The organism is Roseibium sp. SCP15, from assembly GCF_040329435.1.
Taxonomy (GTDB): Bacteria; Pseudomonadota; Alphaproteobacteria; order Rhizobiales; family Stappiaceae; genus Roseibium.
The window spans coordinates 143,134-156,323 of the sequence record NZ_JBDZYI010000001.1 but is presented as its reverse complement, the minus strand read 5'-3'; the positions used below and the strand labels follow the sequence as shown (position 1 = coordinate 156,323).

At 56.7% G+C, this 13,190-nt stretch carries 13 protein-coding genes; 3 read left to right on the top strand and 10 right to left on the bottom strand.

Annotation, left to right across the window (positions count from 1 at the left end; genetic code table 11):
• Positions 1 to 41: 41 nt before the first annotated feature.
• The 4 genes from ABLO27_RS00750 to cysQ form a co-directional block, all read right to left on the bottom strand.
• The gene (locus ABLO27_RS00750; RefSeq protein WP_353029870.1) at positions 42 to 1,055 is read right to left on the bottom strand and encodes a GDP-mannose 4,6-dehydratase; all 1,014 of its coding nucleotides are present in this window, start codon (positions 1,053 to 1,055) and stop codon (positions 42 to 44) included.
• A 272-nt stretch (positions 1,056 to 1,327) separates the two neighbouring features.
• Positions 1,328 to 3,259, bottom strand: coding sequence for a sulfate adenylyltransferase subunit CysN (gene cysN, locus ABLO27_RS00745; RefSeq protein ID WP_353029869.1), 1,932 nt, complete (start codon positions 3,257 to 3,259; stop codon positions 1,328 to 1,330).
• A 1-nt stretch (position 3,260) separates the two neighbouring features.
• A complete protein-coding gene (cysD, locus tag ABLO27_RS00740) occupies positions 3,261 to 4,190 on the bottom strand; it encodes a sulfate adenylyltransferase subunit CysD (protein ID WP_353029868.1) in 930 nt (309 codons plus the stop codon).
• Positions 4,191 to 4,261: 71 nt separating this feature from the next.
• Complete coding sequence (gene cysQ, locus ABLO27_RS00735) at positions 4,262 to 5,080, bottom strand: 3'(2'),5'-bisphosphate nucleotidase CysQ (protein WP_353029867.1); 819 nt, start codon at positions 5,078 to 5,080, stop codon at positions 4,262 to 4,264.
• A 467-nt stretch (positions 5,081 to 5,547) separates the two neighbouring features.
• Between cysQ and ABLO27_RS00730 the strand changes: the two genes are divergently transcribed.
• Positions 5,548 to 6,054: a PilZ domain-containing protein gene (locus ABLO27_RS00730; protein ID WP_353029866.1), complete on the top strand. Its 507-nt coding sequence runs from the start codon at positions 5,548 to 5,550 to the stop codon at positions 6,052 to 6,054.
• Between the two features lie 315 nt (positions 6,055 to 6,369).
• On the opposite strand, the gene ABLO27_RS00725 is transcribed toward ABLO27_RS00730, so the two are convergent.
• From ABLO27_RS00725 to ABLO27_RS00710, 4 genes are all read right to left on the bottom strand, one after another.
• A complete protein-coding gene (locus tag ABLO27_RS00725; RefSeq protein ID WP_353029865.1) occupies positions 6,370 to 7,881 on the bottom strand; it encodes an ABC-F family ATP-binding cassette domain-containing protein in 1,512 nt (503 codons plus the stop codon).
• A 366-nt stretch (positions 7,882 to 8,247) separates the two neighbouring features.
• On the bottom strand, positions 8,248 to 8,595 hold the full coding sequence (locus tag ABLO27_RS00720; protein WP_353029864.1) for a hypothetical protein: 348 nt from the start codon (positions 8,593 to 8,595) through the stop codon (positions 8,248 to 8,250).
• Between the two features lie 61 nt (positions 8,596 to 8,656).
• Positions 8,657 to 9,130 carry an SRPBCC domain-containing protein gene (locus tag ABLO27_RS00715; RefSeq protein ID WP_353029863.1) on the bottom strand — a complete coding sequence of 158 codons (474 nt, stop codon included), beginning with the start codon at positions 9,128 to 9,130 and terminating at the stop codon, positions 8,657 to 8,659.
• Complete coding sequence (locus tag ABLO27_RS00710; protein WP_353029862.1) at positions 9,120 to 9,455, bottom strand: ArsR/SmtB family transcription factor; 336 nt, start codon at positions 9,453 to 9,455, stop codon at positions 9,120 to 9,122. The genes ABLO27_RS00715 and ABLO27_RS00710 overlap by 11 nt, the downstream gene beginning before the upstream one ends.
• Positions 9,456 to 9,559: 104 nt before the next feature.
• Here ABLO27_RS00710 and ABLO27_RS00705 point away from each other — a divergent pair, with 104 nt between their 5' ends.
• A complete protein-coding gene (locus tag ABLO27_RS00705; protein WP_353029861.1) occupies positions 9,560 to 10,135 on the top strand; it encodes a dihydrofolate reductase family protein in 576 nt (191 codons plus the stop codon).
• 70 nt (positions 10,136 to 10,205) lie between these two features.
• Here the strand turns inward: ABLO27_RS00705 and ABLO27_RS00700 are convergent, their stop codons facing one another.
• The gene (locus tag ABLO27_RS00700) at positions 10,206 to 10,586 is read right to left on the bottom strand and encodes an LPXTG cell wall anchor domain-containing protein (RefSeq protein ID WP_353029860.1); all 381 of its coding nucleotides are present in this window, start codon (positions 10,584 to 10,586) and stop codon (positions 10,206 to 10,208) included.
• Positions 10,587 to 11,668: 1,082 nt separating this feature from the next.
• Here ABLO27_RS00700 and ABLO27_RS00695 point away from each other — a divergent pair.
• Positions 11,669 to 12,439 carry a carbonic anhydrase gene (locus tag ABLO27_RS00695; RefSeq protein WP_353029859.1) on the top strand — a complete coding sequence of 257 codons (771 nt, stop codon included), beginning with the start codon at positions 11,669 to 11,671 and terminating at the stop codon, positions 12,437 to 12,439.
• 65 nt (positions 12,440 to 12,504) lie between these two features.
• Here ABLO27_RS00695 and ABLO27_RS00690 read toward each other — a convergent pair whose 3' ends face one another.
• Positions 12,505 to 13,134, bottom strand: a complete 630-nt coding sequence (locus ABLO27_RS00690) for a class I SAM-dependent methyltransferase (protein WP_353029858.1) — start codon at positions 13,132 to 13,134, stop codon at positions 12,505 to 12,507.
• Positions 13,135 to 13,190 lie beyond the last annotated feature (56 nt).

Here is a 13,190-nt window from a genome sequence, read left to right as displayed (position 1 = left end):
ACGTTTCTCACGAAACGCTCTGGGGCAACAGTTGGCCCGCTCTAGACCTGGTAGTACTCGCGATACCAGTTCACGAACCTGGTCACCCCTTCCTTGACCGAAGTCTTCGGCCGGTAACCGGTCAGGTTTTGCAGCAGGTCCGCGTTGGCCCAGGTCGCGGAAACATCACCGGGCTGCATTGGCATCAGGTTCCGTTCCGCCTTTTTGCCGATAGCCTCTTCGATCGCATCAATGAACTCGGTGAGCTGTACACTGGTGGAGTTTCCGATGTTGACGACACGCCATGGTGCAACCGGTGACAGGCTGTCACCGTCTGGGACGTCTTCTCCCTCCGCAGGCCGAACCGGAACCGCATCCATGAGAAGTCGGATCCCCTCCACCAGGTCTTCCACATAGGTGAAGTCGCGCTTCATGTCGCCGTAATTGTAGACATCGATCGGCCTGCCTTCGAGAATGGCCTTGGCAAATTTGAAATGCGCCATATCCGGACGTGCCCATGGACCATAGACCGTGAAAAACCGGAACATCGTGATCGGCAGGTCGTACAGGTGCGCATAGGAATGCGCCATCGACTCGGTGGCTTTCTTCGTCGCAGCATAAAACGAAACCTGATGGTCGGCCTTGTCCGTTTCGGTGTACGGCATGACCGTATTGGCACCGTACGCAGAAGACGTCGATGCCAGCAGCATATGCTCCGGCGGAAAGGCTCTGGCTGCTTCCAGCAACTCGAACGTGCCGCAAATGTTGCTTTCCAGGTAGGTTCTCGGCGCCTCGATGGAGTAGCGCACGCCAGCCTGGGCGGCCAGGTGAATGACGAAGTCCGGCTTCTCGGACTTGAACATGGACATGAGCAGATCGGCCGTCTCGATGCGGTCATTCACAGCCTTGAAATGCTCATGCTGCAGCAACATCTGCTGCCGCCTCTCTTTCAGTCTGACGTCATAATAGTCGGTCATGGCATCAAGACCGATGACCCTGAAGCCATCCTGAAGCAAGCGAGTGCAAAGAAAATAGCCGATAAACCCTGCCGAGCCAGTCACCAGAACGGTTTTCATTATTCTTCGAGGCCTTCTCGCTGATGAGCACATATGTGAAAGCGGTCTTAAGGTGCTTCTTGTGACCGGGCAATGACAAAGTCGGTTTTTGGGGCAAGAAGCCGAGCCAACTCTTTCACAATTGCGGATAGTCGCTGATACGAACCGTCTGACCAAAACAGGAAGGCTCGGAATTCGAATGAACTCCGAGCCTTCCTGGATACGATTGCATTTTCAGGATACCGCCAGCTGCCGGCCCACGGCAGGTCGCCGAATATCTGACCGCGAAGAGACTAGATACCCTCTCCGTGAGAAAAACTACTCAGGAAGCCGCGATCGCGAAGATAGGAGATAATCTCCTCGGCGACGTCTTCCGGGCTTCGATCGACATTGCGGATATGTATTTCCGGGTTTTCCGGAGCTTCATAGGGGCTGTCGATCCCGGTGAAGTTCTTGATCTCGCCCCGGTCCGCCTTCTCGTAGAGCCCTTTCGGGTCACGCTTGCGGCATTCTTCGATCGGCGTATCGACAAAGACCTCGATAAACTCGCCGTCCTCCATCAGATCCCGTGCCAGCCGGCGCTCGGACTTGAAGGGAGAGATGAATGAGACCAGCGTGATCAGGCCCGCATCGACAAAGAGCTTGGAGACCTCGCCGACACGGCGGATGTTTTCCACCCGGTCGGCATCGGTAAAGCCAAGATCCTTGTTGAGGCCATGACGGACATTGTCACCGTCAAGCGTGTAAGTGTGCCGCCCCTCGATATGCAGCTTTTTCTCCACGATCGAGGCAATGGTTGACTTGCCGGACCCCGACAGGCCGGTGAACCACAGAACCGCCGGCTTCTGACCGAGCTTTTCCGAGCGTGCCTGCTTGTCGACTTCCAGCGCCTGCCAGTGAATGTTACTCGCCCGCCGAAGCGCGAACCAGATCATTCCGGCACCAACGGTGGCGTTGGACATGCGGTCGATCAGAATGAACGATCCCGTCGTGTGATTGGCCTCATAGGGATCGAACGGCACGGAGGACGACAGGGCAAAATTACAGAAAGCGATCTCGTTGAGTTCCAGCGTCTTACCGGCAATGTGCTCGAACGTGTTGACGTTGATCTTGTGCTTGATCTCCGAGACCGTTGCAGTGACCGTACGGGTGCCGATCTTCAACAGGTAGGGACGACCGGGCAACAAGGGCTCGTCGGACATCCAGATCACATGGGCGGCAAACTGATCTGCAACATCGGGCCGGTGCGCCGTAGACGACAGAAGGTCGCCTCGCGAGATGTCGATCTCGTCTTCCAGCGTGATCGTGACCGCTTCGCCCGCACGTGCGTCCTGAACCTCTCCGCCGGCGCCGATGATGTTCTTGACCTTGGACACCTTCGCCGGACCGGCGACAACCAGTTCATCGCCCACCGCAACACGGCCGCTGGCAATGGTTCCGGAGTATCCACGGAAGTCCAGGTTCGGACGGTTGACCCATTGAACGGGGAAGCGGAACGGCGCTTCCAGGACATGTTCTCCAACTTCAACCGTTTCCAGATGTTCCAGAAGCGTCGGACCGGAATACCAATCCATTTTCTCGCTCTTGCCGGTGACGTTGTCACCATAACGGGCGGACATGGGAATGGCCTGCAGGGATTCGAAGTCAAAGCCGTTGGCGAAGGTCTCGAACTCCTTGCGGATTTCCTCAAAGCGTTCCTCGGAATATCCGACAAGGTCGATCTTGTTGATCGCCAGAACCACATGACGGATGCCCAGAAGCGACGCAATGAACGCATGCCGACGCGTCTGCACCATCAGGCCGTTGCGGGCGTCCACCAGCAGCACCGCCAGATCCGCCGTCGAAGCGCCGGTGGCCATGTTGCGGGTGTATTGCTCGTGGCCAGGTGTATCGGCGACAATGAACTTTCGCTTTTCCGTTGCAAAGAAGCGATAGGCAACGTCAATTGTGATGCCCTGTTCGCGCTCGGCTTCCAGACCATCCACCAGCAGGGCAAGATCTATCTCTTCGCCGACGGTCCCGTGCTTCTTTGAGTCCCGCTCCAGAGCGGCCAGCTGGTCTTCGAAAATCAGCTTGGTGTCGTAGAGCAGACGGCCGATCAGCGTCGACTTGCCGTCGTCCACGGAACCGCAGGTCAGGAACCGAAGCTGGTCCTTGGATTCCTGCGCAAGGATATAATCGGTGACAGCTGTTTCGGCAGCTTCCTGTACGTCTACGTTTGTCATCTTAGAAATACCCTTCCCGCTTCTTCTTCTCCATCGATGCGCTTTCGTCCTTGTCGATCAGACGGCCCTGACGCTCGGACGTGCGGGCGATCAGCATTTCGCGGACAATGGCGGGGAGTGTGTCGGCATCGGATTCAATGGCACCGGTCAGCGGATAGCAGCCGAGCGTGCGGAACCGCACCATCTTTTCCTCGATGGTCTCTCCAGGCTGCAGTTTCATTCGATCATCATCCACCATGATCAGCATGCCGTCGCGCTGAACGACGGGCCGCTTGGCGGCAAAATAGAGGGGAACCATCGGGATGTTTTCAGTCAGAATGTACTGCCAGATATCGAGCTCGGTCCAGTTGGAAAGCGGGAAAGCACGGATGCTCTCACCCTTGGCAACCCGGGCATTGTAGAGGTTCCACAGTTCCGGGCGCTGGTTCTTGGGATCCCAGCCGTGATTGGCATTTCTGAAGGAAAAGACCCGCTCCTTTGCGCGAGACTTTTCCTCATCCCGGCGCGCACCGCCAAAGGCAGCATCAAATCCGTACTTGTTCAGCGCCTGCTTGAGGGCCTCGGTCTTCATGATGTGGGTGTGCACCGAGGAGCCATGCGAGAAAGGCCCGACGTTCTTCTCAAGCCCTTCCGGGTTGGTATGGACCAGAAGATCGAGACCGAGACGCTTGGCGGTCTCGTCCCGGAACTGGATCATGTCCCGAAACTTCCAGGTCGTGTCCACGTGAAGCAGAGGAAACGGCGGCTTTGACGGATAAAAGGCTTTCATCGCCAGATGCAGCATGACGCCGGAATCCTTGCCGATGGAATAGAGCATCACCGGATTGGAGAACTCGGCCGCAACTTCGCGGATGATATGGATGCTTTCCGCTTCCAACCGCTTCAGGTTGCTGAGGCGCTCGGGCGTGATCCCGTAAGATTGCATGTTCATAGTCGCTTTTCCGTTGGACCGGTCACCCGGCCATACTGAATTGAATTGCAGAACCTGTCAGCCGCAGAGGGTCAGGCAGCCGGGGCAACATCGGCCAGCAGTGACTTGCAGCCCGCCGCAATGAAATAGGGGTTGCGCAGGTCATCCTTGGTGGCGTTTTCCGGAACCCGATAGACGAAGTCCGCACCGTTTCCGGCCAAAACCACACGGCCGCCGGCCGCGCGCACAACCGCATCGCCTGCCGCAATGTCCCACTGCATGGTCGGCGCCAGACGCGGGTACAGATCGGCCTTGCCTGCTGCGACCCAACAAAGTTTCAGGGAAGAGCCAACCGACACCCGCTCGGCCACGTTCAACCGGTCGATAAGCGCAGATGTCTCCGCCGACAGGTGTGACCTGCTGGCAAGAACGCTCAACCCCTTCTCCGGTGGCGTGCGAACCGAGATCTGCTGGACATCCGCAAGATCCCCGTTCTCGATCCTGGCCTTGAAAGCGCCGTTCTCACCGCCCCAGAAGATTTCGCCCAGCGCCGGTGCGGACACGACACCAAAAACCGGCACGCCATTCTCGATGAGCGCGATGTTGACCGTGAACTCCCCGTTCTTCTTCAGGAACTCCTTGGTCCCATCCAGCGGATCCACCAGGAAGTAACGATTACCGACCGCAGGCAGATCGCCGGCCTCCACGGATTCCTCCGCAACAACCGGAATGTCCGCAAACATTTCGGCCAACCCTGCCAGAATGATCTTTTCCGCAGCAGCATCAGCCTTGGTAACAGGAGAACCATCCGCCTTGTTCTCAACTTCAAACGGCTCTGCATAAATCTTCAAGATTTCCTCGCCAGCTCGGACCGCGAGCCGGTTCAAAAAGGATATCTGGTCTTCTGTCATCAACGCCTCAACTTGCACAATTTCACCGGAAATTGCGTCTTTTTCGCTTGTCTGGCTTGCCCGTAAATAAAAGGAACAATGTGTATCAATTCAAGGAATGTCGTTCCACGAATGCTTCGGAAAAGAAAAAGCTTCGGGCCATCTCAGGTCGGCATAGGGGCTTTTGTTCCGCAGCTCAAGTGCGCAAAACAACCCGGACAAGTTCGAGAACGTCAGCATGCAGGGTAGATTGCATCATACATCAATACAATTTATGCGTTAATTTATTGTTCCTGTTGGCAAAATCTGTCGATTATGCTTCGCCTCAAGCCACCTAACCTTCGCGTCAACTCGATTCAATTTCGCTGAATTTGTAAATCCGACTACGAGTCCTTGTTCTGATTCACGGATTGGCAAGGCATTCCTTGGTAAGGTCTGCGTCATGGAGCAAGTTTGCCTTTCGAGGCACAATTGGATGTGAGACCAGAATGTCGGACGTCAAACCAGCATCGCATCCCGGTGCGGAACAAGAAAAAGAACGCGAGTTTGTCGAACGTGAGAGGCGCGCCCGCGTCTTCAAAAAGGGCAAGATGGTTTTTCAGAATGGCTTGAGGTCTATTCCCTGCCTGGTCAGGAATATTTCTCAAGGTGGGGCAATGCTTGAGTTCGAACAGGCCTACATGTTGCCGAAGGAATTCGAGCTTTACATTGACCTCGAAGACTACGAAGTCAGCTGCGAGCGCCGCTGGGAAGAAGGTCTGCGCTGCGGCGTCGAATTCATCAGCGACAAACGGCATGTTGCGCAACTTCGTTCTCAATCCTTGAAAACATCCGAAGAGGCTTTGAAGAAGGCCGATGACGAGTTCATCGACAACACCAGCAACTTCTTCAATCGCAGACGCGATGATACGCGTGCAGCAGTCGAGCCGGGTCAACCACTAAGCCGCCCACGCAAAACCGGCGGCGGAAAGCCAACCTTCGGCAAGCGTCGCTGAGAGCGGTTAGCCACCTCTCATCAGGACTAGCGCATTTCCGTAAGCACCACCCAGTGATGGCGCGGAGGCAATGGTGCTGGCGAACTGCGTAGCCCTTCCAACATTATCGACAACTGTGCGCAACATTGCTTCGATGAGAAGTTTGAGAACTTACCGGATAGATGCTGCCGCCGCAGAAGACCGGCGGCAATGCCCTGCCCGCCGGTTTGGAAATTGATGGCCGCCCGGCAAAGATTTGTGCCTCCATGGGTCAGCATGGGAATCGGAGGCCTGCTTGCAAAGAGCTGAAGGCTCCTGAAGCGGCCCCCGAGGAAACTAGTGCATCTGACTGTCGAAAAAGGTTTCCGGGTCATCGACTTCAACAAGACGTTTGTCGTCAATGAGCCAGAACCTTGTAGCGACATTGCGGACGAAAGCTCTGTCATGACTTACCAGCAAAGCGGATATGTCGTGTTCAAGCAGCTCATGCTCCAGGGCTTCCTGACCTTCGATATCGAGGTGGTTTGTCGGTTCGTCCAAGATGTAGAAATTCGGCTGCGCGAGGCGCAGCAGCAGCATGGCAAGGCGGCTGCGCTGTCCGCCGGACAGAGCCGACACGTTCTTCTCCTGAATGCCGATCATGATCCCGCTGGATGCAAGCAACGCCCTGGCATTGCGGTCACCCACATCGCTGTATTGCGTGACCGCATCCATGGGAGTGGAAAATCGATCCAACTGAGAAAGGGCCTGGTCAGACACGCCGGGGACAACTGACGGAGCAATACGAATGCTCGGGTCCTCGGCTTTCAGTGCCCTGATCACACGGTTGAGCAACTGGGTCTTGCCTGTGCCATTTGCGCCGAGCACAACCACCCGATCTCCCCGATTGATCCAAAGTCGCCCGATGCGGAACAAGGTTCGTCCCGCCGGAATCGCGATGTCCGTCTCGTCCACTGCGACCAATGCCTTGGCATGCGTTCCCGAATTGGCCAAACGGATCTTGCCCGACGACTTTCCGTTGAACGCGGGTCTCGCGGTTTCCTCGATCCTTTCAGCCCGTTCCTTCAATTGCTTGGTTTTACTCAACAGCAAATCGGACCCGGAATTGATGCCGATGTTTTTCAGCTTTGCTGCCTGCCGCCGAAGTTGATTGGCCTTGCTGATCTCCCTGTCAAACTGACGCGCTGTGGCAGCATCCCGTTCCTCAAGCGATTGGCGCGCCCTGCTGTAGGCAAGCGAAAAGTGCTGCGAGTCCTTGGGTCTCAGAAAAAAGGTCCTGTCCGTGACCGCGTCCAGAAAAGCCCTGTCATGGCTGGCGACCAGCAAAGGTGTGCCCCGCGCGATCGTTTCAAGCCAGTTTTGAAGAATGCCGATACGGCCAAGGTCCAGATGGTTGGTTGGTTCGTCCATCAACAAGGCATCCGGCTCGCAAATCCAGGTTCGGGCAAGGAGCGCGACGCGCTGCCACCCGCCGGACAAGGCCTGAAGCGGTCTTTGCCACAGATCTGCGGGGACCTGAAGGTCTTCAAGGACAATGTCGACGCGCCAGCTTTCGTTAGCAGCCTGATCGTCGTCCAGAGCGCACAAGACGGCGTCATACAAGGAAAGTGCCAATAGTTCCGGCGGAACATTCTGGCAAACCAGACCGATCCGCAGACCGCGGGAGGTCGTTATTTCACCGTGTGTGGGTTCACCCTCTCCGGCGATTGCGCGAAGCAAGGTGGATTTGCCGCTGCCATTTGCAGCCACAAGACCGATCCGTTCGCCCTTGGCGATGGTCAGGTTGATGTCGGAAAAAAGCGGTTCGCTAAGGGTTACGCCAACGTTGCGCAGGTTGATCAAAGTCATGAGTCACGTAGTCCAGTCCAAAAATGCTCAGCCTAAACGGCTGCATTCAGGGCAGATCGTCGTGACGGATGGGTCCTTCGATCAGCCCCACAAACGCGTTTGCGGGGCGAAGACGGGACCGCGGACGCGGTAGCGCGTAAAATTCATCGGGCCCTCCTTTCTTCTTGCGTTGGACGGCCAAAAATCTAGTGGGAGGCAGGTGAACGGTCAACCCGAAATATCGGGCCCGCCGGAAACCGGCTTCCACCCCTTTTGTTGGGCGACCCTCCCGCCGATACCATTTCGACAGTTGTAGCTGGCAGGAGAAGCCAATCAGGCGATCGTCTTCCGCCCGTTCGTTGCGACCCGTCTCATACCTGTCTGCGGCTACATTTCTAACAAGGCCGGGAGGCGGCCTGTGATGGCAGGTGGTGCAATCCTGCTCATTTTTTGAGCTACCCGATCTTCTATCTGATCGAGACCGGCGAGGTCGTGAAAGTCCTCATTGCTCACATCATTTACGGGATCGCACAGGCGCCGGTCGCCTCGATCCTGACCACCGCAATTACGGAAATGTTTCCGTTTGCAACGCACTGCACCGGTGGCGCGATAGGCCGCAATGCTGCCCTGACCATCACCGGCGGCCTGACACCGATCATCTGCCAGTGGATTTATCACCTGACCGTCAACATCTACTCGTTGGACGACTACATCACCTCGTTTGCGCTGGTGCATCTTCTGTTCGTGCTGTTTTCGAAAGAGACCAGGCGAGACGTCTGCGCTTCCCTTGCCTCATTCACGCAAGCCATTCAACCAGTCGCTCGAAACTCTGCCGGCCGCCTTGTTCTGCCCCGCGCGACCTTGCACGTTCCAGTGCCGCTTCGGTCTCGAACTGCATGCGCAATGTCACCAGGGTTTGCGTTTTTCTGTCCTCGAAGGTGACAATCATCCGGCAGGTCAGGTGACGATCGCTGACATGACCGCCGGAGTTGAAGAACTCAAGTCGCCTTGGCGGCTCAACAACCTCGAAAATTGCCCTGTTCGGATAGTCGGTGCCGTCCGGGCCATGCAGGACATATTCCCAGATGCCGCCGACCTTCACCTCCATCGCCTGAATGGTCAGGACGAAATCCCTTGGGCCCCACCAACGCACGAGTTGATCGGGATCCGTCCAGGCACGAAACACGGTTGCAGGAGGCGCGGCGAAGGCACGTGAGAAGACAAGCTCGTGGAGGTCCTGCGTCGTGTTGGACCTGGCCTCAGTTGTCATTTTCCGCTTCCTGTTCCGCGAGGAGCTCATCCAACCGGTCGAAGCTCTCGTCCCAGAACTCCCGATAGGGTTGAACAAGGTCGAAAACGTCCTTGAGCGGGCCCGGCCGAAGCCTGCAGGGCCGTCTCTGTGCATCACGCAAGCGTTCGATCAGCCCTGCCCTCTCCAGCACATTCAAATGTTTTGTAACCGCCGGCCCGGTCATGTCGAACGGTTCACCCAGCTCCGCAACAGTCATGTCTCCAGTCGACAGGCGCGCCAGAATGGAGCGCCGCGCCGGATGGGCAAGGGCAGACAAGGTCAGGCTCAAATTATCAGTAGACACTTTATTTCACCATATGGTTAGATAACCTTATAGTAACATACGATTCCATACCCGTTAACCCGCTTTCTGCAGGTCCACGTTCGAAAACCAGGGAGTTTAAAACCATGAGAAATCTGGCAGTTCTGACATTTCAAACGCTCGACGGAGTTATGCAGGCCCCGAGCATGCCGGATGAAGACCGGTCAGGTGACTTCGACAAAGGAGGCTGGGCAATGCCGTATTGGGACGAGGTGATGGCGCAGGTCGGCCGTGTGGCAATGGCATCGGCCTATGACATGCTGTTCGGCAGGAAGACCTACGATCTGTTTGCAGCCCATTGGACCAAGGCGGAGGGAGAACCCGCAGGCATGATGGCTAAAGCCCGGAAGTATGTCGTCTCGCGCGGCAAACCGGATCTCACCTGGTCCAATTCGCACCTTGTCAGTGGCAATGTCCCGGCCAAAATCACCGATCTGAAGCGGCAGGACGGACCGCTCATCCAGGTCCATGGCAGTGCTGACCTGATCCGGACACTCCTGACGCATGACCTCGTCGACGAGTTCCGGCTCTGGACATTCCCTGTCATTGCCGGACACGGAAAACGGTTGTTTGAAACCGGAACGGCGGAAAGAAGCCTGGAACTGATCGAAACCGATCGCACCGAGAGCGGTGTGGGGATGACGATTTACAGGAGGCGCTGATCCCGCGCGCCTCCCCAACTTTGGTCATGGATAATCGGTCTGCACATTGAGGTGAGCAAACCACCGGGTCTCAAGCAGCACGTGGCGTCTTGAAGCTTCTCAGTACGGAAACCAGAAACAGGGCAGCGGACAGCATTGCGAAATCAGCGCCGACCCAAATGAGCCAGGTCATGCTGTCCTCACCGTAGAAAACAAAGCCGACGCTCAGTCCAATCGTTCCGGCAACAGCGGATCCGAACTGAGCCCAGGCGACCTTCGTTCGCGACAATGCCGGATTGCACTGGAAATATAGCCCGTAAGCTACGTTCGATAGCCACCCAAACAGGAGCAAGTGCACATGCACCACCTGAAGCTCGTATGCTCCTTCGAGAACAGAACCCCCGAGCACCATTCCCGCGAGGGCGCATAAACCTGCCACCAGGAAGAAGAATTTCTCTGGCCCAACCGTCATCAAGTTTCCCTTACCTTTTGGCTGCCGGACCCAAATCCGTTCGAACATCCATTGCGCGAACTTGATCAGGCAGCTTCGATTTTGAACAATTAAATACGATCGTATTTAATTGTAGGTAGTCAATTGCTGGGAAAGGTTCAATGGCGGGGTGTCGAAAAAATCACGAAATAAGCAGAAGGCTTCCGCCTCCGCAGACCACGACGACAGAGGAAGGCACAACTAGCACCTGCCAGTGAGCGGCGTCCCGCCTGAGGATAGCGGGCCTGCCCTTGACAGGTGATGCTGTTCCGGTTGGGCAGACCGATGAAGGAAGTTGTCTTCTGGAGGACGGGGCAACATGTCTGTTTTCAATGGCTCCAGCCAACGGAAAACAGCCCCGCAAAAGGAAAGGACGCCGGCCGTAGCCAGCGCCCCCCTGCGTTAAAGGAAGATTTTGAAATTACGCCGAAACCCTAGAGATCCGCTGCAATGCCATTCTTCACTTTTAACTGTGACCGTGGTCTCCAGTGGAGGAGGCCCGGTCCACGGCCACGCAACCCGTAGGTTCCGTAAGACGTGCCGACATACAGATAACCCGCTGTTATCAGATCACCGGGGCACCGTTCGCGGCACTTGTCCACTCGCGGTACATCCCATGAAACTCCCGGGCAATCGGCACACACCAATCCATAGGAACGATGCTTGCCACCACGGGCATGGGTTACTGCTTTCACCGCCCCAAGACCCCTATCCGTTAAGACGAAATCAAGTAACGTCCGGCAGTGAATTTAGTATTCATAATTCTTTACGCTGCGTCTACATAGAAATGATTCTTTCAACAAATACGATCACCCCTGTTGAAAAGATGTGCAAAGTTTGATTATCTTTCTGAATTCTCTAGCCCTTATTCAGAAAGCTTGACTTTTGACTCTTGAATTTACTGCAGCGCAGCAACTCCCCTCGTCTCCAGGCCATCCTGATTTTCAAAAATCAATTCGCGGCATTGGTGCGGCCCGGCATGCTTGCGCGCATAATCTGGATGACATTCAACAGACCGAAAGCGCTCTAACGCTTCGACACGTCCCCACGCAGCAAAAGTCCGGATGAAGGCCAACAGTGCCGGAAGCATTTTTGACACGCTCCGGCGAACCACCGAAGAGGCGACCATGTGCAAGGATTGTTCAAGGAATACTATCAGCCGAAGGGGTCTTGTTGCAGGCGGCCTGGCCCTCACTGCAACGGCGTCCTTTTCGGCGACCGCGTCCGCTCAGACTGAGGAGCCCAGCCCCGCTTCCGCGGACGAGGCGTTGCAGCGCCTGAAGGACGGCAACGCACGCTATGTCGCCAACGAGCCGATCTACACAGACCATTCTCACGGCCGGACCCTGAGGTCTCTCGGGCAACAACCGTTCGCCGCCGTTGTCGCCTGCTCGGATTCGCGTGTCGTGCCTGAGCTTATTTTCGATCAGGGACCCGGCGACATATTCGTCGTGCGGGTGGCCGGCAACTTCATCAACGAAGACGGACTGGCGAGCCTGGAATACGGCGCTGCGGTGCTCGGCGTCAAAACCATCGTCGTCCTGGGTCATTCCTCCTGCGGGGCGGTGGATGCAACGATCAAGTCCATTCAGTCCCGGGAACTTCCGGGCGGGCACATCCCAAGTCTGGTCAATGCCATCCGGCCTGCCGTTTATGATGTCATGCCCCAAAACCCGCCGGACCTGTTGACCGCAGCCATCCAGCAGAACGCGAAACTGAACGCGGAAAAAGCCGCGACCGCGACACCGATCCTTTCGGGAATGCACAGTTCCGGTGAAGTTGGGACAGCGGCCGGACTCTATGACATTTCGACCGGAAAGGTCGAGTTTCTGTAAGGCCGTCCAGGCAGCTGCATTGCCGACGACGACAGATACGGGTTCCCGGGATCCGGGAGCCTGCCTCAGTCCGGCCGCCTTGCCGTGATCGCAATCCAGGGGCCTTCGGCAGCTGACTGGTAGCCACCGCCGAGATATTCGACAATCGACACGGTTTCCCAGTCGCCGGAGCGCCGATAGCACTCGACAAGATCTTCGCGCGACAGATAGTTGAAGTACCGGCCGAAAGCATCACGCCCCTCACAGCCGCCGCCCTTGAAGCTGGCAAAGTGAAGTCCTCCAGGCTTCAAGGCCGTTCGAACTCGCGCCAGCACATCCGGCAAAGCGCCGCGCGGGACATGCAGAAGCGACGCATTCGCCCAAACGGCATCATAGGACTGCTCAGCGGACAATTCGTCAAAACGCATCACCCGCACCGGCCGTCCCAGCCGCTCCCCGGCTCTGGCGGCAATTTCCGGGGTTCCGTCCGTCGGCTCCACGTCGAACCCGGCCGCGATCATCGCCTCGGCATCACGGCCGCCACCGCATCCAAGTTCCAGAACCTTCGCCCCCTCAGGCAGGCGCTGAAGAAACCCGGTCAGATGCCGGCTGACGCCGCCTTTTCCGCTTGCGGTATAGACCGGTGCTTCCTCTGAATAGAACTTCAGGGTCCGGTCGTCTTTCGCATCTGAATCCGGCACGTCTTCAGAACTCATTTGCTCTTGTCCCTTCGCGCATTGCCCGCCAGACCGATTGATGTGACCTGGTCCGA